Below are 24,305 nucleotides of genomic sequence, written 5' to 3'. Positions count from 1 at the left end.
GGCTCAGCCCTCGCCGCAGGTCAGCCGATAGCCGCGGCCGCGGATCGTCTCGATCATCTCGGCGCCGATCTTGCGGCGCAGGCGGCCGACGATCACCTCGAGACTGTTCGAATCGACATCGGCATCGCCTTCATAGACGCGTTCGAGCAGGTCGAGCCGCTCGATCACCGCCTCGCGCCGCAGCATCAGCGTCGACAGCACGCGCCATTCGAACGCGGTGAGCTTGAGCGGCAGGCCGTCGAGTTCGAAATGGCCGATCTGCGTATCGAACGACAGCCGTCCGCAGGTCAGCACCGGCTGGGCATGGCCGGCGGCGCGGCGGACAAGCGCGCGCAGCCGCATCACCAGTTCCTCGACGCGGAACGGCTTGACCAGATAGTCGTCCGCCCCCGCCTTGAAGCCGGCGACCTTGTCGGACCAGCCGTCGCGCGCGGTGAGGATCAGCACCGGCAGCGCGCGCGACGCGGCGCGCCAGTCGCGCAGCACGCTGATCCCGTCCTTGCCCGCCAACCCGAGGTCGAGCACCGCCGCGTCATAGGTCTCTGTTTCGCCGAGATGGCCGGCGTCGATCCCGTCGGCGACGAGATCGACCGCGAAATGCTCGGCGCGCAGCGCGCGGGCGGTGGCCGGGCCAAGGTCGGGATCGTCTTCGACTAGCAGGATGCGCATGACCGTGGCCCTATTCTCCCTGGCTAAACCGAACATGAACCGCCTGGTTCAGCGGGGGTCGGCCGAATCACCGTAGAAGCCGGTCATCGACATGAAGGAGACGATCGATGGCAAGACTACATATGACGATCCGGCAGCGGCTGGCGCTCGGTGCGGCGGCGCTGGTCGCGGTGGGGGCAGCGGGCGGCGCCGGCGCGGTCGCGCTGACCCGGCCGGGCGTCGAGATGGCCCCGACGGTGGCGACGCCGATCGCCCGCCTCGCCAACAGCAACGGCATCGTCACGGTCAAGGGCCGTGTCGCCGAGGTGTTCGGGGACCGGTTCGTCGTCCAGGACGGCAGCGGCCGTGCGATGATCGACGCCGGGCGCGACGGCACCGCCCATATGACGCGCGGCAATGCGGTGCTGGTCCAGGGCCGCTATGACGAGGGCCAGTTGCGGGCGCACTTCCTCGTCGGCCCATCGGGCGAGGTGAATGAGGTCGGCCCGCGGCCCCGCCCGGGCGGTCCGGGTGCGGATGCACCGCCGCCGCCGCCGCCGCTGCCCGGTGCCGGTCCCGCCGGAACGCCGCCCCCGCCCCCGCCCCCGGGTGTCGGTCCGGCCGGCAGCCCGCCGCCGCCGCCGCCCGGCGCAGGTCCCGCCGGAACGCCGCCGCCGCCCGCGGTCGGCCCGGCCGGAACGCCCCCGCCGCCGCCGCCGGTGAACGGCGCCGCCCCGCCTGCGCCCCGCGCCGGTGCCGCGCCGGTCGCCCCGGCCCCGGCGCCGACCCCGGCGCGCTGAGCCAGCGGCACACAAAAATCGCTCCCGTCGTCGTTCAGCGGCGACGGGAGCGACGTATCGTCCGCGAAGAGACCCGTTTTACTTGGTCACGGCGTTTTCATTGCCGACCGCTTCGTCGGTGTCGTCGTCGCCGGTGCCCGAATAGTCGATATGGCTCTGCCCGCCATGGCCGAGGAAGCCGCCGCCGACATCGTCCTGCTTGCCCTTGCCGGTGTGCGGATTGGGGTACGCGCCGCCGCTGCTTTCGCTGTCGCCCTTGCCCGATGGCCATTCGACACCGTCGTCCTGTTTGGCCTTTTCGGCGTGATTCGGGTCGATCGCCTGCATCGGTTGTTTGTCGGTCACATCGTATCTCCTTGAAAGACCCAACGATGCAGCGAGCGATTGCGTTGCGTCGCGCCCTCCCCCACATGGGTCCGTAATACACCAACGGGGACCCAATGGCCGATCCATATCAAACCTTGGGCGTTGCGCGCGGCGCGTCCGAGGCGGACATCAAAAAGGCGTACCGCAAGCTCGCCAAGGAACTGCATCCCGACCGCAACAAGGACAACCCCAAAGCGTCCGAGCGGTTCAGCCAGGTCACCAACGCCTACGACCTGCTCAACGACAAGGACAAGCGCGCGAAGTTCGACCGCGGCGAGATCGACGGCGACGGCAACCCCGCCGCGCCCTTCGGCTTCGGCGGCGCGCGACCGGGCGGCGGCCGCGCCGGATCGGCAGGCTTCAACAGCGCCGGCTATGAATTCGGCGCCGGCGGCGATCCGGACATGAGCGACATCTTCGAAGGGCTGTTCGGCGGCGGACAGGCGCGGGGCGGCGGCTTTTCGAGCGGCTTCGGCCGGCGTGCGCAGCCCAAGGGCGCCAACGTCACCTATCGGCTGCAGGTGCCCTTCATCGACGCGGCGACGCTCAGCCCGCAGCGCGTGACGCTCGGCGACGGCAAGACGATCGACCTCAAACTGCCCGCCGGGCTCGAAAGCGGCACGCAGATGAAGCTCGCCGGCAAGGGCGAGGCCGGGCCGGGCGGCGCCGGCGATGCGATCGTCGCCATCGAGGTGCAGCCGCACCGTTTCTTCGAGCGCGACGGCGACGACGTGCGGCTCGACCTGCCGATCACGCTCAAGGAAGCGGTCGCCGGCGGCACCGTGCGCGTGCCGACCGTCGACAAGCCGGTGATGCTGACCATCCCCAAGGGCACCAGCTCGGGCAAGACGCTGCGGCTCAAGGGCAAGGGCTTTCACAAGAAGGACGGCACGCGCGGCGATCAGCTCGTCACGCTGCTGATCGACCTGCCTGCCGATGATGCAGCGCTGCAACAGTTCGTCGCCGGGTGGAACGACCCGCGGAACCCGCGAGCCGCCATGGGCGTCTGACGCGGTCGTGACCGAAACGAATGTCCTTACCCCCGAGGCGCGCGCGCATCATCGCGCGCGCCACCAGCTCGCCAAGCTGAAACCCGGCCCCGCGGCGTGGGAGATCACCAAGCGCGCCGCCTATGGCGTGTTCACCGATGGCTTCATCCACGCCGGCAACCTCGCCTATCTGGCACTGATGACGGTGTTCCCGTTCTTCATCACCGCCGCGGCGGTGCTGTCGCTGCTCGGGCAGAGCGCCGAGACGCAGCGGGCCGTGGCCTCGTTCCTCCACGTGCTGCCGCCCGATGTCGCCGATATCCTGCGCAAGCCGATCGCGGACGTGCTGCTCGCGCGGACGGGATCGCTGCTGTGGCTGGGCGGGCTGGTGGGATTGTGGACGGTCGGCAGCTTCGTCGAGACGATTCGCGACATTTTCCATCGTGCTTATGGCGTCAAGGCAAGCGTGCCGTTCTGGCGGTCGCGCCTGTCGTCGTCGGGCGTCATCATCCTGTCGGTGATCATCGCGCTGCTCAGCTTCCTCGTCCAGGGCATCCTGACCGCGGCGGAACAGTTCATCTACCGCCTGCTCCCCTTTGCGGAAGGGCTCGCCGGATGGGTCGGCCTGTCGCGGATCATCCCGGGGCTGGTGATGTTCGGCGCGCTCTATCTGCTCTTCTATTCGGTGACGCCGTCCAAATATCGTTATACCGACTGCCGCAAATGGCCGGGTGCGGCGTTCACCACGGTCTGGTGGGTCGGGATGACGACGCTGCTGCCATGGGTGCTGGGGCATCTCGGCGGCTATGACATGACCTATGGCAGCCTCGCCGGGGTCGTCGTGATGCTGTTGTTTTTCTACCTGATCGGATTGGGACTGGTGTTCGGCGCGCATCTCAACGCGGCACTGGCGGAACCCCCCGAACCGGCGCTACAGGGGCAATCGGTGACAGAAAAGGCGAAGACGGCGTGACGGGTTTGATGGCGGGCAAGCGTGGGTTGATCATGGGGCTGGCGAACGACAAGTCGCTCGCCTGGGGCATTGCCAAACACCTGTCCGAACATGGCGCCGAACTCGCTTTCTCCTATCAGGGCGCGGCGATGGAGAAGCGCGTCCGGCCGCTCGCCGAACAGCTCGGCGTCGCGCGACTGTTCGATTGCGACGTCGCCGACATGGCGGCGCTCGACGCGACCTTTGATGCGCTCAAGGCGGAATGGCCGACGATCGATTTCGTCGTCCATGCGATCGGCTTCTCCGACAAGTCGCAGCTGCGCGGCCGTTATTACGACACGACGCTCGACAATTTCCTGATGACGATGAACATCTCGGCCTATTCGCTGGTCGCGGTGGCGCAGCGCGCGCGCGCGATGATGCCGGACGGCGGCGCGATCCTGACGCTGACCTATTACGGCGCCGAGAAGGTCATCCCGCATTACAACGTGATGGGCGTCGCCAAGGCGGCTCTGGAGACCAGCGTCAAATATCTCGCGGTCGATCTCGGCCCCGACAATATCCGCATCAACGCGATCTCCGCCGGGCCGATCCAGACGCTGGCGGCGCGCGGCATCGGCGACTTCAACTATATCCTCAAGTGGAACGAGCTTAACGCGCCGCTCCGCCGCACCGTGACGATCGAGGATGTCGGCGGCGCCGGCCTGTACATGCTGTCCGACCTGTCGGCGGGCGTGACCGGCGAGATCCACCATGTCGACGCGGGCTATAACGTCATCGGCATGAAGGCGGAGGACGCCCCGGATATCGCGCTGGCGTAAGACGACGACGGTGCCGGTCGTCTTCGTCGCTCGCGGATGGCGGTTCCACTTCTACTCCAATGAAGGTGACCCGCGCGAGCCGATCCACGTCCATGTTGCCAAACGCGGCATCGGTGATGCGAAGCTCTGGCTGTATCCCGAGGTGACGTTGGCCGATAATCATGGACTGGACGCCCGCGCCCTGCGATGGATCATCGAGCAGGTCAGCCTTCGTCGACCTGAGATTACGAGCGCCTGGCATGAGCATTTCGGTACGCGCGACGAGCGTTGAGTTCGATGACGATCAGATGTGGGTCCGCCTCGACGATGGCCGCACCCTGGGCGTGCCGCTCGCCTGGTATCCCCGGCTGCTGCACGGATCGGCGGCGGATCGCGACAAGGTGTGGATCAGCCCCAGCGGTCTGCACTGGGACGAGCTCGACGAGGATATCTCGGTCGCGGGCCTGCTCGCCGGTCGCGGCGACATGACCCAGGCAAAGCGTAGCGCCGCATGAGCATCAACAGCTTCGGGCATCTGTTCCGCTTCACCACCTGGGGCGAAAGCCATGGTCCGGCGATCGGCGCGGTGGTCGACGGCTGTCCGCCGGGGATCGCGCTCGGCGAGGCGGACATCCAGCCGTGGCTCGACAAGCGCCGCCCCGGCACCTCGCGCTTCACGACGCAGCGGCGCGAGCCCGATCAGGTGCGCATCCTGTCCGGCGTGTTCGAGGGGCGGACGACCGGTACGCCGATCAGCCTGATGATCGAGAACGTCGACCAGCGATCGAAGGATTATTCCGAGGTCGCCAAGGCTTATCGCCCCGGCCATGCCGATTATGCCTATGACGCCAAATACGGCCTGCGGGATCATCGCGGCGGCGGTCGTTCCTCGGCGCGCGAGACGGCGTCGCGTGTCGCCGCCGGCGCGGTGGCGCGGGCGGTGATCCCGCAGGTGCGCATCCGCGGCTGGGTCGAGGCGATCGGCGGCGATGCCATCGATTATGCTGCGTTTGACGACGCGGCGATCGATGCCAACCCCTTCTTCTGCCCCGACGCCGCCGCGGCCGCACGCTGGGAGGCGCTGGTCGATGGCGCGCGCAAGGCGGGTTCGTCGCTCGGCGCGGTGGTGGCGTGCGAGGCGACCGGGGTGCCGGCCGGCTGGGGCGCGCCGCTCTATGCCAAGCTCGACGCCGAGCTGGCGCATGCCTGTATGGGGATCAATGCGGTCAAGGGCGTCGAGATCGGCGACGGCTTCGCCGCCGCGGCGCTGACCGGCGAGGCGAATGCCGATGCGATGCGGCCGGGCGCCGACGGTCCCGATTTCCTCGCCAACCATGCCGGCGGGATCACCGGCGGCATCGCCACCGGCCAGCCGATCCGGCTGCGCGTCGCGTTCAAGCCGACCAGTTCGATCCTCATCCCGGTACCGACGATCGACCGCAGCGGCGCGGCGGCGGAGATCGCCACCAAGGGCCGTCACGACCCCTGCGTCGGCATCCGCGGCGTACCCGTGGTCGAGGCGATGATGGCCCTAGTACTTGCCGACCAGGCGTTGCTGCATCGCGGCCAGACGGGGCGCTGAAGGTTAATAAAACGGAACCCTCCCTGCATCGGCCCGTTGGGGGCGGACGACAAAGCAGGAGAGAACGATGCGTAAGATCATTCCGCTGATGGCCGCCGCGATGCTGATCCCCGCCGCAGCCTATGCCCAGACGACGACCGGCGGCACCGCTGGCGGCACGATGGGCGGCAGCACCTCGGGCAGCATGGGCACGATGGGCGGCAGCACGACCGGTACGATGGGCGGTCAGACGACCACCGCGCCGACCGATTCGACGATGTCGAGCGGCACCACGACGCAGAGCCGTTCGTCGCGCAAGTCGCGCAGCACCCGTAGCGGTCGCACGACCGGTTCGGGCAGCATGAGCGGCTCGACCACCGGCACGATGGGCACCACCGATACGATGGGCGGCACGACCGGCACCGGCACCGGCTCGACCACGGGCACGATGGGCGGCACCACCGACACGATGGGCGGCACGTCGACCACCGGGACGATGGGCGGCACCACCACGGGTGGCACCGCCACCCCGCAATAAGCTTTTCGAAGCTGCGAACAAAAGGCCGGGCGGGTCACACCGCCCGGCTTTTTCGTGTCCGCCGTCAGTCGGCGAACGGATCGCGGACGAGGATCGTGTCCTCGCGTTCCGGGCTGGTCGACACGAGGGCGACCGGGCAGCGGATCAGCTCCTCGACGCGGCGGATATACTTGATCGCCTGCGCCGGCAGATCGGCCCAGCTCCGTGCCCCGGCTGTCGACTCCTGCCAGCCTTCCATCTCTTCGTAGACCGGCTCGACCGCCGCCTGATCTGCGGCATGCGCCGGGAAATAGTCGAGCGCCTCGCCGTTGAGGCGATAGCCGGTGCAGATCTTGACCGTCTCAAAGCCGTCGAGCACGTCGATCTTGGTCAGCGCGATGCCGGTGATGCCGCCGACCGCCGCCGACTGGCGCAGCAGGACCGTGTCGATCCAGCCGCAACGCCGCTTGCGCCCCGTCACCGTACCGAATTCATGGCCGCGCTGGCCGAGCCGCTCGCCGGTCTCGTCCTCCAGCTCGGTCGGGAACGGCCCCGACCCGACGCGGGTGGTATAGGCCTTGGCGATGCCGAGCACGAAGCCGACCGCCGCCGGCCCCAGCCCCGATCCGCCCGCCGCCGTACCGGCGATCGTGTTGGACGAGGTGACGAAGGGATAGGTGCCGTGATCGACATCGAGCAGCACGCCCTGCGCGCCTTCGAACAGGATACGCTTGCCGCGGCCCTTCGCCTCGTTGAGGTCGCGCCATACCGGCTTGGCGAACGGCAGCACGAACCCGGCGATCTCGCGCAGTTCGGCGAGCAGCGCGGCGCGATCGATCGCGGGCGAGCCGAACCCCGCGCGCAGCGCGTCGTGATGCGCGAGCAGCCGGTCGAGCTGCGGCCCGAGATCGTCGAGATGCGCCAGATCGCAGACGCGGATCGCGCGCCGGCCGACCTTGTCCTCATAGGCCGGGCCGATGCCGCGACGGGTGGTGCCGATCTTGCCCGCGCCGCTCGCATCCTCGCGCAGGGCGTCGAGGTCGCGGTGGAGCGGCAGGATCAGCGCGCAGGTGTCGGCGATGCGCAGCGTCTCGGGCGTCGCGGTGACGCCCTGCGCCGCCAGCCGCTCGATCTCCGCCTTGAGCGCCCAGGGGTCGAGCACGACGCCGTTGCCGATCACGCTCGGCGTGCCGCGGACGATGCCCGAGGGCAGCAGCGACAGCTTGTAGACATTGTCGCCGACGACGAGCGTATGGCCGGCGTTATGGCCGCCCTGGAAGCGCACCACCATATCGGCACGCTCGGCGAGCCAGTCGACGATCTTGCCCTTGCCTTCGTCGCCCCATTGCGCGCCGATGACTGCTACATTGGCCATGGATACAGGTCTCCGCCTGCCGGCGTTGATCCGTGCGCCCTTCGACAGGACTCGGCACACGAACGGTCCTGAGATGCCGCGCGCCTACCGGCGTGCGCCGGCGGGGTCAACCGCTTGGCGGGAATTGAGGGCGGGGAACGGTATGGCTCTGCCGTCGGTGACGGGACGAGCGCCTTGCGTCCCGCCACCGACACGTCACCAATGCGAGCCGATCAGAGCGCCCGCGCTTCGCCATCGACATAGAGGTGCGTGCAGAGCTGTGCTTCCGGCGTGTCGCCCGCGGTCAGCGCCGCGACTGCGACCCAGCCGGCGGCGCGCATCGCCGTCCCCGCCTCGGCCGGCGTGCCGAACGGCAGGAACAGGCGGCGGCGATCGGCCGTGCCCGCGGTGGCGAGGATGGCGTCGGCGTACAGCGAGAAGCCGGTCGCCGCTTCCTCCGCGCCGCCTTCGTGCATCACCGCATAGGTGCCGCCGCGCCCGACCTCGCGCGCCGCGCCGGCGATGAACAGCGAGAAGCCGAGCCACGACTGATATTCGAACCCATGCCGCTCGGTCGGATCGAGCGTCAGCGTGACGTCCTCGCCCAGCCCCGCGGCGATCGCGGCGAGGCCGTCGAGCCGGCTGGCGAGCACCTGTCCGGTGTCGAAGGCGCGCAGCCGGGCGATGGCGCCGTCGAACGGACCCGCCGCCTCGATCAGCGGCAGATAGTCGGGCGCGATCGCCGCGACCGCACCGGCATCCTTGGCGTCGAGCCGCTCCTGGAGCAGCGCGATCCGCTCCGCGGCGACCGGCAACGGCCCGGCGGCGAGCGTGTCGATCAGATCGGGCAAGGTGAAGTCGATCGACAGGCCGCTCGCCCCCGCTGCGGTCAGCGCCGAGACGGCGACCGCCACCACCTCCTGCGCCGCAGCGATCGAATCGAGCCCGATCAGCTCGCAGCCGATCTGCCGCCATTCGCGCGCCGGGGCGAGTTCGGGGCTGCGCAGCTTGAGCACCGGCCCGGCATAGGACAAGCGCACCGGGCGCGGGTGGTGGCCCATGCGGGTCGCGGCGATCCGCGCGATCTGCGCGGTGACGTCGGGGCGGATCGCCAGCGTGCGCTGCGACACCGGATCGACGTAGCGCACCGCGTCGGTCAGCGCGCCGTCCTTGAGCCGCGAGCCCAAAGCATCGGCATATTCGACGAGCGGCGGATCGGCGCGCTCATAGCCATAGAGGCGCGCCGCTTCGAGCGCGCGGGCCTCGACGGCGGCGGCAGCATCGGCATGTGGCGGCAGCCGGTCGCGGAAGCCTTCGGGAAGCAGGGGTGTCATCGTAGCCGTCCCCTATCCGCGGCCGGGAACGGGGGCAACGCCGGATCGCGTGCCCCCACCGCGGGTTGGCACGGATCGACGATCACCGTTGCGCGAATCCGGGTGGGGCGACGGGGTTCGCGCGGAGGCGCGGAGGGTTCGCCGGCGACGCGCCGGCGACCGCGACGCCATGCCGCGGACGAACCGGCGCGTACCGCCCGGGCACAGCCGCCCCCCGCGCCCACCGCGCTTCCGCGCGGACCGGTGGACCGCCGCGGCACAGCCGCGCCGGACACGGAGCGTCGACCGAACCTAGAAGGTCAGACCCATCGCGGTCTTGACGCCCGGCAGCGCCTTGACCTTGGCGAGCAGGTCGGCATCGACCGGCTCGTCGACCGAGAGCAGCAGCACCGCCTCGCCGCCCGCCTGACGCCGGCCGAGATGGAAGGTGCCGATATTGACCCCCGCCTCGCCCAGCGCGGTGCCGAGCCGGCCGATGAAGCCGGGCGCATCCTCGTTGACGACATAGAGCATCGGCCCGACCAGATCGGCCTCGACCTTGATGCCGAACAATTCGACCAGCCGCGGCGCCTGATCGCCGAACAGCGTGCCGGCGACCGAACGCTCGCCGTCGGCGGTCTTCACCGAGACGCGCAGCAGCGTGTGATAATCGCCCTCGCGCTCGGTGCGCACCTCGCGCACCTCGACGCCGCGATCGCGGGCGAGCAGCGGTGCGTTGACCATGTTGACCGTGTCGGTCTGGTTGCGCAGGAAGCCGGCGAGCACCGCGCTGGTGATCGGCTTGGCGTTGAGCTCCGCCGCCGCGCCCTCGGTATGAACCGAGATGCGGGTGATCGCGCCGGTGGTGAGCTGGCCGACGAGGCTGCCGAGCTTTTCGGCGAGCGCCATGTACGGCTTGAGCTTGGGCGCCTCCTCCGCCGACAGGCTCGGCATGTTGAGCGCATTGGTGACGCCGCCCGAGACGAGGAAGTCGGCCATCTGCTCGGCGACCTGGATCGCGACATTGACCTGCGCCTCGGTGGTCGACGCGCCGAGGTGCGGCGTGCTGACGAAATTGGGCGTGCCGAACAAGGGCGAGGCCTTGGCCGGCTCCTCGACGAAGACGTCGAGCGCCGCGCCGCCGATATGACCGCTGTCGAGCCCCTCCTTGAGCGCCGCCTCGTCGATCAGGCCGCCGCGCGCGCAATTGATGATCCGTACGCCCTTCTTTGTCTTGGCGAGCGCCTCGGCCGAGAGGATGTTGCGCGTCTGGTCGGTCAGCGGCGTGTGCAGCGTGATGAAGTCGGCGCGCGCGAGCAGATCGTCGAGCGACACCTTCTCGACGCCCATCTCGATCGCACGCTCGGGCGTGAGGAAGGGATCGAAGGCGACGACCTTCATCTTGAGCCCGCGCGCGCGGTCGGCGACGATCGAGCCGATGTTGCCCGCGCCGATCAGGCCGAGCGTCTTGGCGGTCAGCTCGACGCCCATGAAGCGGTTCTTCTCCCACTTGCCCGCCTGGGTGGAGGCGTCGGCCTCGGGCAGCTGGCGGGCGAGCGCGAACATCAGCGCGATGGCATGTTCGGCGGTGGTGATCGAATTGCCGAACGGCGTGTTCATCACGACGACGCCCTTGGCGGACGCCGCGGGGATATCGACATTGTCGACGCCGATGCCGGCGCGGCCGACGACCTTGAGGTTGGTGGCGTGCTCCAGGATCTCCTTGGTCACCTTGGTCGAGCTGCGGATGGCGAGGCCGTCATACTGGCCGATGATCGCCTTCAGCTCGTCGGGGGTCTTGCCGGTGATCTCGTCGACCTCGACGCCGCGCTCGCGGAAGATCTGCGCGGCCTTGGGGTCCATTTTGTCGCTGATGAGGACTTTGGGCATGGGTAATTCCTTCGAACAACGATCGTCATCCCCGCGTAGGCGGAGATCCATAGCCGCTGACGGTGCGGCTCCTGCGACGACCTGCGTGTAGGGATCCCCGCCTGCGCGGGGATGACGGCTTGACGTTAAGCCGCCGCCTTGGCGGTGGCATAGGCCCAGTCGAGCCATGGCCCGAGCGCCTCGATATCGGCGGTGTCGACGGTCGCGCCGCACCAGATGCGCAGGCCCGGTGGCGCGTCGCGATAGCCGGCGACGTCATAGGCGGCGCCTTCCTTGTCGAGCAGCGACGCCATCGCCTTGATGAACGCCTCGTCGGCGCCCTCGACGGTGAGGCAGACGCTGGTCTTCGACCGCGTCGCCGGATCGGCGGCGAGATGGCCGAGCCAGTCGCGCGCCTCGACGATCCGGTCGAGCGCGGCGGCATTGGCGTCCGAGCGCGCGATCAGCCCGCCCTGCCCCAGCGACTTCGCCCATTCGAGGCTGACGATGACATCCTCGACCGCGAGCATCGACGGCGTGTTGATCGTCTCGCCCTTGAAGATGCCCTCGGTGAGCTTGCCCTTGGACACGAGGCGGAACACCTTGGGCAGCGGCCAGGCCGGCGTGTAGCTTTCCAGCCGCTCGACCGCGCGCGGGCCGAGGATCAGCACGCCGTGCGCGCCCTCGCCGCCGAGCACCTTCTGCCAGCTGAACGTCGCGACATCGATCTTTGCCCAGTCGATATCATAGGCGAACACGCCCGAGGTCGCGTCGGCGAAGCTCAGCCCCTCGCGGTCCGCCGGAATCCAGTCCGCGTTCGGCACGCGCACGCCGCTGGTGGTGCCGTTCCAGGTGAACAGCACGTCGTTCGACCAGTCGACTTGCGCAAGGTCGGGCAACTGACCGTAATCGGCACGGATGACGGTGGGATCGATCTTGAGCTGCTTGACCGCATCGGTCACCCAGCCTTCACCGAAGCTTTCCCACGCGAGCGTCGTCACCGGCCGCGCGCCGAGCATCGTCCACATCGCCATCTCGAACGCGCCGGTGTCGGAGCCGGGGACGATGCCGATCCGGTGCGTGTCGGGCAGGCCGAGCAGCTCGCGCATCAGGTCGATGGCATATTGCAGCCGTTGCTTGCCGATCTTCGAACGATGCGAGCGGCCAAGCGAATCGGTGGCGAGCTTCGACGCCTCCCAGCCGGGTGGCTTGGCGCAGGGTCCGGAGCTGAAGAAGGGGCGCGCCGGCTTGGTGGCGGGCTTGGACGCACCCCGTGCATCGGGGGCGGTGAAGGTATCCGTCAAAATAGTCTCTCCTCACAGAGAGCACGCGCCGCGTTGGGACGGCGTGGCCCGCCGACGGCCCTAGAGACACGCGGCGACCGTGACAATCGAAAAAGCTTCGGTGGCGAAAACGCCTCTACAAGAAACTTTGGCAAAGCGACGAGGGGGCGACAGGTGTTGCGAGACCGGACCGGGTCGGCGGAGACACGGTGTCGTAGCAGGCTCCGCCACCGGTCGCTTGCGGCGTCGCGGAGGCGTGACGAATCGGTGGCAGGGCACCGCGAGCGACATCTGTCCGAGGCTCGCCGCCGTCGCCGCCCTGCTGGTAGCCGGGACGGCGTGGCGGATCATCGCCCGGCTGTCGACGCTCCAACACGAGGCGATCCGTCTACAATGAGCCATTGATGCAATGCGACGAGGAAGCGGAATGGGCGTTACCAACCCGAAACGGCGCGATCCCACCACCGCCGGCGGCATCGCCGTGGGGGCGATCTGGCTGTGGACCGTGCTGGTGATGCTCGACGGGATCGGCCGGATCATCGAAATCTGCGCGGTCAGCGGTCTTGGCAAGGGGGCAATCCCCCGATGGGCGTTTACGCAGGTCGCGGCCCTGTCGTCCGCCTTGCAGGCGCTGACCGCCGTCGCCTTCGCGCTCGCTGCGCTGGCGGTACTGCGCTGGGTCTATGTCACCAACCGCAACGCGCATGCCCTCGACGACCGGTTTTCCACCGCGCCGCAGACCAGCCCGGCCTGGGCGGTCGGCTGGTTCTTCGTACCCGTCGCCGGGCTGATCAAGCCGCTCGGCCTGATCAGCGAGACGTGGCGCATCTCCGTCGCGCCCAAGGCGGCGGCGCTGGTCGAGGTGCCCGCCATGCTGCGCTGGTGGTGGGGCCTGTGGCTGGCGAACGGCGTGCTCAGCCTCGTCGGCCTGCGCCAGTACATCGGCGCCACGCTGCAGCATGACCTGCTCACCGCCGACATGCTGCTGCTGGTCAAGGTCGCCGTCGACATCGCGTTGAGCGCGGTCTTCTCCGTCATCATCCTGCAACTGTCGGCGTTGCAGCGCGTCGCGCTAATCTATCACAGCAACACCGGGTCGCGGCGTTGGGGACGGCGGAGCTGAGCCGCCGACACCGCCGCATGATCCCGACAGCGGCGTGCGAAGGGACCCTCGCGGGGCGGGCCGCTGCGGGCTTTTTCCATCAGGGCGGCACCGTCCTGTCTGTTCACCCTGCTCGCTACCCGCGTCATCGCAAGACTGTCGGCACGCCAAACCGCGCTCTTGGCGGCGCAGCGCGGCGCTGTAGACGGGGACGATGATCCCATGCCCTGACCGGCGGGCGCTGGCGCTCGGCCTCGTCCTCCTGCTTGCCGCCTGCGGGCGCGCCGAACGTCCGGCGCCGCCGCGCGATTCGATCGCCACCGTCTCCTCCCGCCAGACCGCGCAATGCCTCGCCGATCTGCGCGGCATGGACGTCAGCTACAAGACGCTGCCCGACAAGGATTTCGGCAATGGCTGCGGCCTGTCGGGCGCGGTCCAGCTGATCGACATCGGCGTACCCGTCACCGGCATCACCGCGATCCGCTGCGGCGAGGCGCGCGCCTTCTCCGGCTGGGTGCGCAACGCGGTCGCCCCCGCCGCCTATCAGATCCTCGGCAGCGAGCTGGCCAGCGTGCAGAGCATGGGCAGCTATGCCTGCCGCAACGTCGTCGGCACGCGGCGCGGCGGCGACCGGCGGTCGGGCCATGCCATCGCCAATGCGATCGACGTCGGCGGGGTGACGCTGAAGGACGGGCGGCGGGTGACGATCCTGCGCGACTGGACCTCGCCCGACCCGCAGGTCCAGCGCTTCCTGTCGACGATCCACGCTTCCGCCTGCAAGCGCTTCGGCACGGTGCTGTCGCCCGGCTATAATGCCGCGCATCGCAATCACTTGCATCTGGAGGACGACCGCGCCGGCGTCTGCCGCTGACGATCGGGCGTTGAGCCGTCGGGGGCTTTGCTCTAACGCCCGCGGATGACCGACACACGCCTTCCCGAACGGGTTTTCCCGCGCGCCAGCCAGGATGCCGCGAGCGCCCAGCAAGCCATCTCGACGCCGCAGACCGAGCATCCCGCCTATAAGCTCGCCTTCCAGGACATGGACTTCCTGCTGCGCGAGGATCTGCGCCCGGTGCGCTTCCAGCTCGAGCTGCTCAAGCCCGAATTGCTGCTCGAGGAGGCGCAGATCGCCTCGACCTTCGTCATGTACGGCTCGGCCCGCATCCCCGAGCCCGCCAAGGCGCAGGCGATGCTCGAACTGGCGAGCGACGACGTGTCGCGCGGCATCGCCGAACGGCTCGTCGCCAAGAGCAAATATTATGAGGTCGCGCGCGAACTGGCGCAGATCGCCAGCCGCGTGCCGCGTGACCAGCGCGGGATGCGCCAGTTCGTCGTCTGCTCGGGCGGCGGGCCGTCGATCATGGAGGCTGCCAATCGCGGCGCGGCGGATGTCGGCGCGGAATCGATCGGCCTCAACATCGTGCTGCCGCACGAACAGGCGCCCAATCCCTATGTGACGCCGTCGCTCAGTTTCCAGTTCCACTATTTCGCGCTGCGCAAGATGCATTTCCTGCTGCGCGCGCGGGCGCTCGCCGCCTTCCCCGGCGGTTTCGGCACCTTCGACGAACTGTTCGAGCTGCTGACGCTGATCCAGACCGGCAAGATCAAGCCGATCCCGGTGCTCCTGTTCGGCCGCGAATTCTGGGAGAAGGTGGTCAACTTCCAGGCGCTGGTCGACGAGGGCGTGGTCAGCCAGCGCGACCTCGGCATCTTCACCTATGTCGAGACCGCCGAAGAGGCGTGGGACGTGGTGCGGGAATTCTACGAGGAGCAGGCGAAGAAGGAGGGGTGAGCACCTCTTTCACGACCGGCTCGCCCTGCCCTCACCCCGCGCCGGCTTCGCCGTCTCCCCCCTCTCCCAGCGGGAGAAGGGGTAAGGCGCGCAGCGCCGCAGGGTAAGGCCAGGGGCGAGACGCCCGAGGCTTACTTCCCCGCCTTCGCGCCTTCCTTGGCGGCGTTGGGGTCGATCGACGGCGCGCCCGATGCCGGCGTGCCGGTGTTGGCGAGATTGTTGACCGCATCGGTGTTGGTCACCGAATCCTTGCCCTCCGGCGCCTTGGCGTCCGGCTTGGCCGGCGCGGCACCGGCGGCGGGCGCGGCGGGCAGCGGCAGGTTCGAACCCTGCGAGTTGAGATAGGCGATGACGTTGGCGCGATCCTGCGGATTGCCGAGGCCGGCGAAGGTCATCTTGGTCCCGGGCGCGAATTTGCGTGGGCTGGTCAGCCACGCGTTCATCTTGTCGAAGTCCCAGTTGCCGCCGACGCCCTTCAGCGCGTCGGAGAAGGCGAAGCCGCCCTTGCCCTGGCCGATCGGCTCACCCAGCGTCGCATAGAGATTGGGGCCGATGCCGTTCGCGCCGCCCTGCGTCGCGGTATGGCAGGCGGCGCATTTCTTGAAGACTTCCGCGCCCTTGGCGACGTCCGCCGTCGGCAGCAAGGTCGCGATCGGCACCTCGGCGGCACCGCCGCCCGCGCCGCCCTCGGCCTCGACGCCCTCGATCGCATAGCCGAGCTTTTCGGGGCGCTCGCTGTGGAAGGCCATGCCGCCGACGATCGACAGACCGAGCGCAACCCCGCAGGCTGCCAGAGTCCACCCGGCGATCGTGTTGATGCGGTTATCCATCTGCCTAACGCTGCCCCTATGTTCTGCTCTGCGCCATGAACCCATAGGAAACGGCGACCCCCTCCGCAAGCGCGCGCTTGCTGCCGCCCGCCGCCCGCTCTACCGCCGCCGGTCGATGGAAACCTACGCCGCCCCCGCCCGCCCGATCGTCGCCGCGATGACCGCCGCGGCCGCCGCCCGACCCGACCGCGCCGTCGCCTTTCAGGGCGCACCCGGCGCGAACAGCCATGTCGCGGTGATGCAAGCCTTTCCGGACGGCCTGCCGCTGCCCTGCTTCACCTTCGAAGATGCGATCGACGCGGTCCGCGACGGCCGCGCCGACTGCGCGATGATCCCGATCGAGAATTCGCTGCACGGCCGCGTCGCCGACATCCACTTCCTGCTGCCGGAATCGGGGCTGGTGATCACCGGCGAACATTTCCTGCCGATCCGCCACGCGCTGATGGGCAGCGGCGCTCGCGACGCGGTGCGGGAGGCGATGAGCCACCCGCAGGCACTCGGCCAGTGCCGGCACTGGCTGAAGGCGCACGGCATCCACCAGGTCTCCTACCCCGATACCGCAGGCGCCGCCGCCTTCGTCGCGGAGCGGCGCGATCCCGCCATCGCCGCGCTCGCCCCGCCGGGCGCGGCGGCGTTGTACGGGCTCAACCTGCTTGCGGTCGACATCGCCGATGCCGATCACAACACCACGCGCTTCGTCGTGCTGGCGCGCGGCGGCAAGCCGCCGGCGGGCGACGGGCCGTGGATGACGACGCTGATCTTCGAGGTGAAGAACGTCCCAGCCGCACTCTACAAGGCGATGGGCGGCTTCGCGACCAACGGCGTCAACATGACCAAGCTGGAAAGCTACCAGCGGTCGGGCTCGTTCGCGGCGACCGAATTCTACGCCGATGTCGAGGGCAAGCCCGGCGATCCCGCCTTCGACCGCGCGATGGAGGAACTCGGCTTCCATTCCAAATGGCTGCGCCTGCTCGGCACCTATCGCCGCGCGCGCGAGCGGGGGTGACGACAGCGATTTGCAGCGACGCTCTGCCAAGCACCATCTGAAACGATCCAATCCCTCCGCGCCTCCGCGCCTCCGCGTGAACCATCCGCCGGCTGCCCACCCGCTGGCGGAACCTACATCACGCGAAGACGCTAAGAAATTCGGTTCACGCGGAGGCGCGGAGGCGCGGAGGCGCGGAGGGGGTGTGCAGAAGGGCAGATTGTGCGCTGTAACCGGTCGAAGAGGAAGATAGGGCTGCACCCTTATGCAGCGACTCCGCGTGCAAGCCACTTCCGATCACTTGGTGAAGCTGATCCGGATGCGCACCCAGGCGCCGACCTGCGGCGTGCCGTTGATCCGCGGCGGGCGGACCTTGAATTGCCACGCCGCCTCGCGGATCGCGCGGGCGAGGCCCGATCCGGGCTGCGAATCGCCGAGCTGGACGCAATCCTCCACCGCATATCGGGCAGCGGTGCGGCACGCGATTTCCGCCCAGGCACCCTTGGGGACGTTGGGCGGCAGATAGGGCGACAGTTGCGACTGCGCCGGCTCGACATACCATTCGGCATTGTACAGCCGCTGGCCGCCCGGGCCCGTCCCCGCCGCGGCGCTCGAATCGCCGGCATCGCCGTCGCCCGCGCCGTCCGCCGCGGCGAGTTGCTTGCCGGCGCTGCCGCCCGATTTGCGCGACGGCATCTTGCCGACGTCGGAGGCGGCGAAATCATTCTTGTTGAGCACCAGATAGCCCGGGAACGGCGTATCGACCGGCGGCGGTACGGAGGCATCGGGCGCCGGCGTCTTGGGCGCGGCGGGCGGCTCGGGCGCGGTGCGGCGACTCGCCTTGGCGGCGGCGCGCGCGGGCGCCTTCTCGCTCTTCGTCGCGGTCGATTCGGCGTCGCCGACCGGCAGCATGTTGACGGTGAGCGAGCGGCCCGGCTCCTTGGTCTGGTCGAGCACCGGGGCAAGCCGCCAGAGCAGAAAGGCGATGAGCAGATGCGCGAGGATCGTCAGCGTCAGCGAGATCGCCCGGCGACGGTCCGACGAAGGCTGATAGGACCGCATGGAAGCTCGCGCGTAGCGCGCAGGTGAATGTCCTGCAACAGCTTCTACACTGCCACGCGCTTGCCACCTTCGCTTGTCATCGCCGCGTCATGGCTCCGACAGATTCCCCCGCATTGCCGCGCCGGCGGATCGCGATCTACGATCTCGATCGCACGATCACCCGCGCGCCGACCTGGACGCCGTTCCTGCTCCACGCGGTGCTGCGCCATGCGCCGTGGCGGCTGACGGCGCTGCCGCTGGTGCTCGGCGCGGCGGGGCTGCGCGCGGCCGGGCTGCTCCACCGGGACCGGCTGAAGCAGGTGATGCATCGCGCGGCGCTCGGTACATTGTCGCCGGCGCGCGCCGAGGCGCTGGCGGCGGCATGGGTCGCGCGCTTCGGCCCGGCGCAGATCCGCCCCGGCGCGCGCGCGCAGATCGCCGCGGATCGCGCCGCGGGCTTTCGCATCGTCATCGCCACCGCCGCCTATCGCTTCTATGCCAAGGCGATCGCGCAGGCGGTCGATGCCGATGCGCTGATCGCCACCCGCACCGCGACCGATACGCGCGGCAACCTGCTGCCGCGGATCGAGGGGGGCAATTGCTACGGCCCCGCCAAGCTCGCGATGATCGAGGCCTGGTTCGCCGAACAGGGCATCGACCGCGCGCAAGTGGAGGTGCGCTGCTATTCGGATCACGTCACCGACGTGCCGAGCCTCGCCTGGGCGGATGCGGCGGTGGCGGTCAATCCGCATGCCGCCCTGCGCCGCGTCGCCGAGCAACGTGGCTGGGCAGTCGTCGACTGGGGCTGACGGCTCAGCCGCGCGCGACCAGCGTCCGGACGAGATCGAGATCGGCGGGTGTGTCGACATCCACCGCGGCGAGCCCGTGTCGCGCCGCCACCGCCGCGGCGCGCACGCCGACCTGCGCGCCGAGCCGCGCCAGCGCCGCATCAAGCGTCAATCGCCCGGTGACATAGCGCAGCAGCGTCGCCGGGCCGAGCCGCCGGACGATCCGCCACGGCCGCTTGCGGTCCTGCTCCACCGCCATCCATAGCCGCAGCGCCGCTGCGGCCGCCGGGGTCTGGAGCAGGAAGAGGTTGCAGCCCGACCAGCCACCGTCGGCGAAGCGCAGATAGGTGCGCCGGGTCGGCGGCGCATCGCGGACGATCAGCGCGCGCCGGGCGAGCAGCGCGGCAACGTTCGCATCGGCGGGCGTATCGGCGCGGAAGTCGGCGATCCACTCGGGCCGCAGCAACGCATGATCCGCGGTGGTGACGAGCAGCGGCGCGCCGAGCGCCTCCAGCCCGAGCAACGTGCTGCGGCTCGGCCCGGCGGCGGCGTCGATCGGTTCGGCATCAAGCCGCAGCGCCTCGGCACGGACCGCCGGGGCGTTGGCGGAGACCGCGATCCGCGCCGCTCCCGCCGCGCGCAAGGCCCCGATCACCCGCGCGAGCATCGTTTCGCCGTCGATGACGATCAGCGCCTTGTCGCTGACCCCGGCATAAGCGGCGAGCGGATCGACGCCGCCGCGCGATCCGGCGAGCACCAGCGCGTTGAAGCTCATGCCCGCGCCTGCCACACCCGCCACATCACGCCCGGCGCGGCGAGGATCGGATGACGCTCGCGCCAGCGGGTCAGCGGCAGGTCGACGCCGGTGTGACGACGCAGCTTCCACAGGCCATAGGCCCCCGCGCCTTCGAAGGTAAAGGCCGCCTTGACCAGCCGCGCGACGTTGAGCCACTTGCCGAGCCGCTGGCGCAGCCACCAGGCGGCGAGCGTCGCGCGCACGTCGCGTTCGGCGACGATCGGCGCATAGTCGCCACCCTGTCGGCGATGGCCGATCCCGGCGCCCTGCCAGGCGAGCGGCAGCAGCCGGTCGAAGCGTTCGGGTACGAAGGCGAGGATCTGCCGCTCGCGCCCCGGCGCCTCGACGCGCAGCTCGGCGGAATAGGTCTGGCGGAACAGCGCGAGCCAGAAATCCGCCGGTGCGCCATGCTGCGGCCCCAGCACCGCGGCGAAGCGCGCCGCGGTCGCCGTGGCATAAGCGACGGCGCGGACGACGCGGTCGCGCACCCGCGCATCGGCCGCCCAGATCAGCGCGGCGGGCTGCGCGAAGCGCGTCCAGATCGTCGTGTCGACGCTCCGCCCCTCGACCGCGCGGCAGAAGATGTCGAGCGGCAGCGTCGCCACCTTGGCGCGGATCATGATGCCGTCGACCTCGACCTCGTGGAAGCTGACGTCGGGCCATAACGTGCGCGTCGCCAGCTTGCGCAGGCCCCAGCCGCGCAGGCGCGGCGTCAGGACGTAGAAATCGAGCACGCCGTCGAGATCGCCAGTCCGCAGCACCGATCCGTAGAACAGCACCGCGACGCCGCCGAGCCGCCGCGTCACCGCCTCCGCCGCGGCGGCCACGGGGGCGCTGACCGCCGCGTCGAGCTCGTCGGCGACGAACGACAGCAGCGTCTGCGTCACGCGGCGGCGAACCGGATCGGCTCTCCCGCGCGCAGGGTCAGCTCGCCGCCCTCGTAAAGTTCGCCGTCGAGGATGAAGCCCTCGCCGGCGGTGACGTGCATGACGGCCGGGTCGCTGCGCGTGAAATCCTGCGCCACCGCCTTGCTGCCCCGCGTGCCGTTGAGGATCGCGGGGAGGATGCGGAGCAGATGCCGCGGCGGCGCCTCGACGGTGAGCAGCTTGAGGCCGGGGCGCGGGCCGCCGAACGGCTTGATGCCGAGCGGCAGGCGTTCGAGCGTCGAGCAGAGCAGCAGGTAGAGCTGCCGCGTCGCCGGGGTCGCGCCGTCCTCGCCGAGGCGGATCGTCGTACCGCGCCGCCACACGTTGCCGGCGCCGCCGAACAGCGTCTGCGCCATGCTCCAGCCGAGCGACAGCGCCACCGCGATGCCGTTGAACGCGCCGACGCGATGCGTGCTCTGCGCGAGTTCGGTGGCGCGGACGAAGCCGCCCATGCCGAACAGGAAGCCACGCGCCGCCGGGCACGGATCGTCGCCGCGCAGCACCTCGATCGGGGCGCGCGAGACAAAGCGTCCGGCCCGCGCCGCGGCGATCGCGTCGCGCACCGTCCAGTCCTGCGGGATGCCGAGATCGAGCGCCAGCGCGTTGGTCTTGCCCGAAGGGATGATCGCCATCGCCGGCAGCGTCTCGAACACCCGCGCCGCGGCGGTCAAGACGTCGCGCAACGTGCCGTCGCCGCCGTTGACCACCAGCAGGCCGATGTCGCGCGCCGCATAGTCGCGCAGCGTCGCCTCCAGCGCCTCGAACGTCTCGGGCGCGTCATAGGCGACGTCGGGCCAGTGATCGAGCCGCATGCCGTGCTTGAGGTTGCGATGGCTGCGCCCGTTGGCGATGACGCCGACCAGCAACGGCGCCGATGCGGGCGCGACGGGCGCGCGCTCCGGCCGCGGCAGACAGGCCGGCGCCGAGCGCCGCAACAGCGCCGCGCCGGCCGATCCTATCGCCTGCCCCGTCCACCGTCGTTCGATCCGCGTCGCCAATCTGCAATCCTTGTCATGCAATTTTCACCAAACTGTCACAGACGAAAGGGGCAGGATTACGGCCGTTACGATAAAAAGCTCTGGAACGGTGTGATATTTTCGCTGACGCAGTCGGGACTGGGCCAACTCAGTCGGCGGCGCTTGGTTTCACCCGGAGCAAGCTTTGCGTCGCCAGGCCGAGCAACAGCGCGACGACGAGCGCGTTGACCAGCACCGCGATCGACACGCCGATCACCTCGAGCGACGGGCTCAGCCAGAAGCTGATGCCGAACAGCGCGACGATGCCGACGACGCGCGCGACGAAGGTCGCGCCGATCCGGTTGGCGGCGAGCAGCAACGGCTCGAAGCCGACGGTGACGAGATCGATGCACCCCGCCGCGGCGAGCCACAGCAGGATCGGATAGGCCCGGCCGAACGCCTTGCCGCCCATCAGCGTCAGCACCGGATGGCCGAGCAGCACGACGAGCAGGAAGGCGACCGCACCGACCACCGTCGCCATCAGGAACGAGCGCAGGATCATCCGCCGCACCCGCGCGAGCCCGCCCGCCGCGACCGCGCGGACGATTTCCGGAAAGGCGGCGCGGGCGAGCAGCTGCGACACCTTGGTCAGCGCCTGCGCGAGTTGCAGCGCGAGTCGGAACGCACCCGCCGATGCGGTGCCGACGGTGCCGCCGACGAGCAGCAGCGGGATCTGCTTGCTCGACAGGCCGAGCGACGAACTGGCGTTGGTGGCGAGCGAGAAGCGGACGATGCCGGGATGATCGCGAACGACGTCGCGCACGCCGATGCCGCGCGCGAACAGCAATTTGAGGTCGCCGGTCCGCGCCAGGGCCGCCCAATAGGCCGCGGCGGTCAGCACCTCGGCCAGCCCCCAGGCGATCAGGAAGCCGGTGACGCTCGGCAGCAGCACCGCGGCGGCGACCGCACCGATCAGCCGCATCACCGGCGTCACGCTGTCCGCCGCCGCGGCAAAGGAGAAACGGTCGCGCAGCCGCAGGATGCCGAGCGGGGTCGAGCGGATCGACAGCAGTTGCGCGATGGTGAACAGCATCGTCGCGCGCATATGCACCGGGCGGACGCCGAGCGGCTCGCCCCAGATGCGGATGATCACCGCGGCGAGGATGACGCCGAGGATCGCGCTGCCGAGATCGAGCAGCCCGCACGCCCTGAACAGCCGCGCCAGCCGCGTCTCGCCGCCGGGATCGAGGTGGCCGGTGCCGTAGCGGACGATGATCTGCCACGTCTGGAAGCCGACCACGGTGGCGAGCGCCTGGCTCGCGCCGGTGATCAGCGCGAAGCGGCCGAAGCCCGAGACGCCGAGCGTGCGCGTGACGATCGCCAGATAGACGAGGCTGAGCACGGCGAGCACGCCGCGGCTCGCCAGCATCCAGCCGAGATTGCGCGCGATCGCCCGCATCGGCCCGCCGGGAAACAGCCGCGGCGCATCCGGTCCGGCGTCGTCGGAACTCACGCCAGCCAGCTGACGATCCTCCGCCCGCGCGCCTTCGCCGCCATCGCCTGGACGAGGCGGACGAGATGGACGACGAGCGACAGCATCGTCCACGCCGCGACCGCGATGATGCCCCAGTCGGGCCGGCCGATCAGCAGCCCGGCGAACAGGATCACCATATTCGGGTTGCGCCGCGCGGTGACGAGGCGGAAGCGGCTGTCGAACCGTTCCCAGACATGGATGTGCATGCCGAACCGGGCGATGAACGCGCCCTCGATCAGCCGCTGCGCGACATAGCCGAACAGCATCGCCGCGATCACCGCGACGAAGGCATCGTGCGACAGCGGCCGGCCATAGGCCGCGCAGCCCGTCGCCCAGGCCCACCACCAGAAGGGCGGATGGACGAGGTCGACGCCATGGTCCCAGGCATTGCCGAGCGCCGAGGAGGTGATCGTGCAGCGCGCCAATTTGCCGTCGACGGTGTCGAGCACCATGAAGACGAGGCCGATCGCCAGACCGCTCCAGAACCAGCCGTACCAGAAGGCGACGGTCGCGACGATGCACAGCAGGGAGCCGATCGCGGTCACCTGATTGGGCGAGATGCCGGCACGGGCGCAGCGCCGCGTCAGCCACAGGGCCCATTCCGGCCACAGATATTTGGTGAGCAGGTCGGTGACGCCCTTGTACGCGCCGACATAGCTGGCGCGCTCGATCGCGGGCACGCTCGCCGGGGTCAGCCGCTCGGCGAAGGGACGTTCGCGCTTGCGCAGCGCCTCGTTGAAGATCCCCGCCTCATCCTCGGCCGCGATCACCGCGAGGCCGCCAGGCGCGACCGGCTGATCCGCGCGCATCGCCGCGGCGATCCGGTCGGCGTCCGCCGCCGCGACATGCGCGAGCACCGGCACGCCGTCGCGGGTCAGGATCGTCCCCGGCCGGGCGAGCAGATGCGGCAGCCACGACGGATCGAAGACGAAGGTGAGGTTGGCGAGCAGCACCGCCCCCCCGCCGGCCTCGCCGTTGCGCAGGCCGCGCGCCGCGACGATCCGCCGCAGCCGTTCGGCGACCGACATGCCCCAGATCGGCGTCGGATTGTCGCCGACCGGGACGACGGTCGGCAAGGTAGAAGGATCGGGAACCATTTCCGC

The 24,305-nt window shown here is 69.8% G+C and carries 26 protein-coding genes; 13 read left to right on the top strand and 13 right to left on the bottom strand.

The features are described from left to right. Positions 1-3: 3 nt before the first annotated feature. Positions 4-669 (bottom strand): response regulator transcription factor, encoded by a 666-nt coding sequence (locus tag V8201_RS05075; RefSeq protein ID WP_037531396.1) that lies wholly within the window; start codon positions 667-669, stop codon positions 4-6. 107 nt (positions 670-776) lie between these two features. Here V8201_RS05075 and V8201_RS05070 point away from each other — a divergent pair, with 107 nt between their 5' ends. Further along, on the top strand, positions 777-1,448 hold the full coding sequence (locus V8201_RS05070; RefSeq protein ID WP_336544643.1) for a hypothetical protein: 672 nt from the start codon (positions 777-779) through the stop codon (positions 1,446-1,448). Positions 1,449-1,526: 78 nt separating this feature from the next. On the opposite strand, the gene V8201_RS05065 is transcribed toward V8201_RS05070, so the two are convergent. Then, positions 1,527-1,793: a hypothetical protein gene (locus tag V8201_RS05065; protein WP_037534377.1), complete on the bottom strand. Its 267-nt coding sequence runs from the start codon at positions 1,791-1,793 to the stop codon at positions 1,527-1,529. A 95-nt stretch (positions 1,794-1,888) separates the two neighbouring features. On the opposite strand from V8201_RS05065, the gene V8201_RS05060 reads away from it, so the two are divergent. The 7 genes from V8201_RS05060 to V8201_RS05030 all read left to right on the top strand — a co-directional run bounded on the left by V8201_RS05060 (position 1,889) and on the right by V8201_RS05030 (position 6,654). After that, positions 1,889-2,824, top strand: coding sequence for a DnaJ C-terminal domain-containing protein (locus V8201_RS05060; protein WP_037534380.1), 936 nt, complete (start codon positions 1,889-1,891; stop codon positions 2,822-2,824). 7 nt (positions 2,825-2,831) lie between these two features. Then, entirely contained in the window at positions 2,832-3,776 is a 945-nt protein-coding gene (locus tag V8201_RS05055) for a YihY/virulence factor BrkB family protein (RefSeq protein WP_037534382.1), read from the top strand. A gap of 8 nt (positions 3,777-3,784) precedes the next feature. Further along, positions 3,785-4,576 (top strand): enoyl-ACP reductase FabI, encoded by a 792-nt coding sequence (gene fabI, locus V8201_RS05050; RefSeq protein ID WP_037534384.1) that lies wholly within the window; start codon positions 3,785-3,787, stop codon positions 4,574-4,576. 10 nt (positions 4,577-4,586) lie between these two features. Further along, a complete protein-coding gene (locus V8201_RS05045) occupies positions 4,587-4,847 on the top strand; it encodes a DUF4160 domain-containing protein (RefSeq protein WP_336544642.1) in 261 nt (86 codons plus the stop codon). Further along, on the top strand, positions 4,816-5,070 hold the full coding sequence (locus V8201_RS05040) for a DUF2442 domain-containing protein (protein WP_336544641.1): 255 nt from the start codon (positions 4,816-4,818) through the stop codon (positions 5,068-5,070). Before V8201_RS05045 ends, V8201_RS05040 begins: the two co-directional genes overlap by 32 nt. Continuing rightward, positions 5,067-6,137 carry a chorismate synthase gene (gene aroC, locus V8201_RS05035; RefSeq protein ID WP_336544640.1) on the top strand — a complete coding sequence of 357 codons (1,071 nt, stop codon included), beginning with the start codon at positions 5,067-5,069 and terminating at the stop codon, positions 6,135-6,137. Before V8201_RS05040 ends, aroC begins: the two co-directional genes overlap by 4 nt. Before the next feature lie 67 nt (positions 6,138-6,204). After that, positions 6,205-6,654 (top strand): hypothetical protein, encoded by a 450-nt coding sequence (locus V8201_RS05030; RefSeq protein ID WP_336544639.1) that lies wholly within the window; start codon positions 6,205-6,207, stop codon positions 6,652-6,654. Between the two features lie 64 nt (positions 6,655-6,718). Here the strand turns inward: V8201_RS05030 and V8201_RS05025 are convergent, their stop codons facing one another. The 4 genes from V8201_RS05025 to V8201_RS05010 all read right to left on the bottom strand — a co-directional run bounded on the left by V8201_RS05025 (position 6,719) and on the right by V8201_RS05010 (position 12,473). Beyond that, positions 6,719-8,008, bottom strand: coding sequence for an adenylosuccinate synthase (locus V8201_RS05025; RefSeq protein ID WP_336544638.1), 1,290 nt, complete (start codon positions 8,006-8,008; stop codon positions 6,719-6,721). A 212-nt stretch (positions 8,009-8,220) separates the two neighbouring features. Further along, entirely contained in the window at positions 8,221-9,321 is a 1,101-nt protein-coding gene (locus V8201_RS05020) for an ATP phosphoribosyltransferase regulatory subunit (RefSeq protein ID WP_336544637.1), read from the bottom strand. A gap of 291 nt (positions 9,322-9,612) precedes the next feature. Next, positions 9,613-11,190 carry a phosphoglycerate dehydrogenase gene (gene serA / locus V8201_RS05015; RefSeq protein WP_037534396.1) on the bottom strand — a complete coding sequence of 526 codons (1,578 nt, stop codon included), beginning with the start codon at positions 11,188-11,190 and terminating at the stop codon, positions 9,613-9,615. A gap of 125 nt (positions 11,191-11,315) precedes the next feature. After that, positions 11,316-12,473 (bottom strand): phosphoserine transaminase, encoded by a 1,158-nt coding sequence (locus V8201_RS05010; protein ID WP_271300320.1) that lies wholly within the window; start codon positions 12,471-12,473, stop codon positions 11,316-11,318. 406 nt (positions 12,474-12,879) lie between these two features. On the opposite strand from V8201_RS05010, the gene V8201_RS05005 reads away from it, so the two are divergent. From V8201_RS05005 to V8201_RS04995, 3 genes are all read left to right on the top strand, one after another. Then, positions 12,880-13,575 (top strand): DUF4328 domain-containing protein, encoded by a 696-nt coding sequence (locus tag V8201_RS05005; protein ID WP_271300318.1) that lies wholly within the window; start codon positions 12,880-12,882, stop codon positions 13,573-13,575. A 193-nt stretch (positions 13,576-13,768) separates the two neighbouring features. Then, the gene (locus tag V8201_RS05000; RefSeq protein WP_336544636.1) at positions 13,769-14,425 is read left to right on the top strand and encodes an extensin family protein; all 657 of its coding nucleotides are present in this window, start codon (positions 13,769-13,771) and stop codon (positions 14,423-14,425) included. Between the two features lie 45 nt (positions 14,426-14,470). Beyond that, positions 14,471-15,346: an LOG family protein gene (locus V8201_RS04995; protein ID WP_037534402.1), complete on the top strand. Its 876-nt coding sequence runs from the start codon at positions 14,471-14,473 to the stop codon at positions 15,344-15,346. A gap of 131 nt (positions 15,347-15,477) precedes the next feature. Here V8201_RS04995 and V8201_RS04990 read toward each other — a convergent pair whose 3' ends face one another. Next, positions 15,478-16,176: a c-type cytochrome gene (locus V8201_RS04990; RefSeq protein WP_271300316.1), complete on the bottom strand. Its 699-nt coding sequence runs from the start codon at positions 16,174-16,176 to the stop codon at positions 15,478-15,480. 115 nt (positions 16,177-16,291) lie between these two features. On the opposite strand from V8201_RS04990, the gene V8201_RS04985 reads away from it, so the two are divergent. After that, positions 16,292-17,182: a prephenate dehydratase gene (locus V8201_RS04985; RefSeq protein WP_037534407.1), complete on the top strand. Its 891-nt coding sequence runs from the start codon at positions 16,292-16,294 to the stop codon at positions 17,180-17,182. Between the two features lie 276 nt (positions 17,183-17,458). On the opposite strand, the gene V8201_RS04980 is transcribed toward V8201_RS04985, so the two are convergent. After that, positions 17,459-18,223 carry a hypothetical protein gene (locus V8201_RS04980; RefSeq protein ID WP_037534409.1) on the bottom strand — a complete coding sequence of 255 codons (765 nt, stop codon included), beginning with the start codon at positions 18,221-18,223 and terminating at the stop codon, positions 17,459-17,461. 89 nt (positions 18,224-18,312) lie between these two features. On the opposite strand from V8201_RS04980, the gene V8201_RS04975 reads away from it, so the two are divergent. Then, entirely contained in the window at positions 18,313-19,011 is a 699-nt protein-coding gene (locus V8201_RS04975) for an HAD family hydrolase (protein ID WP_336544635.1), read from the top strand. 4 nt (positions 19,012-19,015) lie between these two features. Here V8201_RS04975 and V8201_RS04970 read toward each other — a convergent pair whose 3' ends face one another. From V8201_RS04970 to V8201_RS04950, 5 genes are all read right to left on the bottom strand, one after another. After that, on the bottom strand, positions 19,016-19,765 hold the full coding sequence (locus V8201_RS04970; RefSeq protein WP_336544634.1) for an NTP transferase domain-containing protein: 750 nt from the start codon (positions 19,763-19,765) through the stop codon (positions 19,016-19,018). Then, positions 19,762-20,673 (bottom strand): hypothetical protein, encoded by a 912-nt coding sequence (locus V8201_RS04965; RefSeq protein WP_336544633.1) that lies wholly within the window; start codon positions 20,671-20,673, stop codon positions 19,762-19,764. The genes V8201_RS04970 and V8201_RS04965 overlap by 4 nt, the downstream gene beginning before the upstream one ends. Beyond that, positions 20,670-21,710: a diacylglycerol/lipid kinase family protein gene (locus V8201_RS04960; RefSeq protein ID WP_336544632.1), complete on the bottom strand. Its 1,041-nt coding sequence runs from the start codon at positions 21,708-21,710 to the stop codon at positions 20,670-20,672. Before V8201_RS04960 ends, V8201_RS04965 begins: the two co-directional genes overlap by 4 nt. A 127-nt stretch (positions 21,711-21,837) precedes the next feature. Then, on the bottom strand, positions 21,838-23,181 hold the full coding sequence (locus tag V8201_RS04955; protein WP_235199733.1) for a lipopolysaccharide biosynthesis protein: 1,344 nt from the start codon (positions 23,179-23,181) through the stop codon (positions 21,838-21,840). Beyond that, entirely contained in the window at positions 23,178-24,299 is a 1,122-nt protein-coding gene (locus V8201_RS04950) for a CDP-alcohol phosphatidyltransferase family protein (RefSeq protein ID WP_037534414.1), read from the bottom strand. The genes V8201_RS04955 and V8201_RS04950 overlap by 4 nt, the downstream gene beginning before the upstream one ends. Positions 24,300-24,305: the final 6 nt, after the last annotated feature.

It is taken from the genome of Sphingomonas kyungheensis, assembly GCF_037120395.1.
In the GTDB taxonomy this organism is placed as follows: domain Bacteria; phylum Pseudomonadota; class Alphaproteobacteria; order Sphingomonadales; family Sphingomonadaceae; genus Sphingomonas; species Sphingomonas kyungheensis.
This window is presented reverse-complemented; position numbering and strand designations above follow the sequence as displayed.

Coding starts and splice junctions, on each gene's coding strand:
- V8201_RS05075 (WP_037531396.1), bottom strand. CDS start 669: ATGCGCATCCTGCTAGTCGAAGACGATCCCGACCTTGGCCCGGCCACC.
- V8201_RS05070 (WP_336544643.1), top strand. CDS start 777: ATGGCAAGACTACATATGACGATCCGGCAGCGGCTGGCGCTCGGTGCG.
- V8201_RS05060 (WP_037534380.1), top strand. CDS start 1,889: ATGGCCGATCCATATCAAACCTTGGGCGTTGCGCGCGGCGCGTCCGAG.
- fabI (WP_037534384.1), top strand. CDS start 3,785: ATGGCGGGCAAGCGTGGGTTGATCATGGGGCTGGCGAACGACAAGTCG.
- V8201_RS05040 (WP_336544641.1), top strand. CDS start 4,816: ATGAGCATTTCGGTACGCGCGACGAGCGTTGAGTTCGATGACGATCAG.
- aroC (WP_336544640.1), top strand. CDS start 5,067: ATGAGCATCAACAGCTTCGGGCATCTGTTCCGCTTCACCACCTGGGGC.
- V8201_RS05030 (WP_336544639.1), top strand. CDS start 6,205: ATGCGTAAGATCATTCCGCTGATGGCCGCCGCGATGCTGATCCCCGCC.
- V8201_RS05025 (WP_336544638.1), bottom strand. CDS start 8,008: ATGGCCAATGTAGCAGTCATCGGCGCGCAATGGGGCGACGAAGGCAAG.
- V8201_RS05020 (WP_336544637.1), bottom strand. CDS start 9,321: ATGACACCCCTGCTTCCCGAAGGCTTCCGCGACCGGCTGCCGCCACAT.
- serA (WP_037534396.1), bottom strand. CDS start 11,190: ATGCCCAAAGTCCTCATCAGCGACAAAATGGACCCCAAGGCCGCGCAG.
- V8201_RS05005 (WP_271300318.1), top strand. CDS start 12,880: ATGGGCGTTACCAACCCGAAACGGCGCGATCCCACCACCGCCGGCGGC.
- V8201_RS05000 (WP_336544636.1), top strand. CDS start 13,769: ATGATCCCATGCCCTGACCGGCGGGCGCTGGCGCTCGGCCTCGTCCTC.
- V8201_RS04995 (WP_037534402.1), top strand. CDS start 14,471: ATGACCGACACACGCCTTCCCGAACGGGTTTTCCCGCGCGCCAGCCAG.
- V8201_RS04990 (WP_271300316.1), bottom strand. CDS start 16,176: ATGGATAACCGCATCAACACGATCGCCGGGTGGACTCTGGCAGCCTGC.
- V8201_RS04985 (WP_037534407.1), top strand. CDS start 16,292: ATGGAAACCTACGCCGCCCCCGCCCGCCCGATCGTCGCCGCGATGACC.
- V8201_RS04980 (WP_037534409.1), bottom strand. CDS start 18,223: ATGCGGTCCTATCAGCCTTCGTCGGACCGTCGCCGGGCGATCTCGCTG.
- V8201_RS04975 (WP_336544635.1), top strand. CDS start 18,313: ATGGCTCCGACAGATTCCCCCGCATTGCCGCGCCGGCGGATCGCGATC.
- V8201_RS04970 (WP_336544634.1), bottom strand. CDS start 19,765: ATGAGCTTCAACGCGCTGGTGCTCGCCGGATCGCGCGGCGGCGTCGAT.
- V8201_RS04950 (WP_037534414.1), bottom strand. CDS start 24,299: ATGGTTCCCGATCCTTCTACCTTGCCGACCGTCGTCCCGGTCGGCGAC.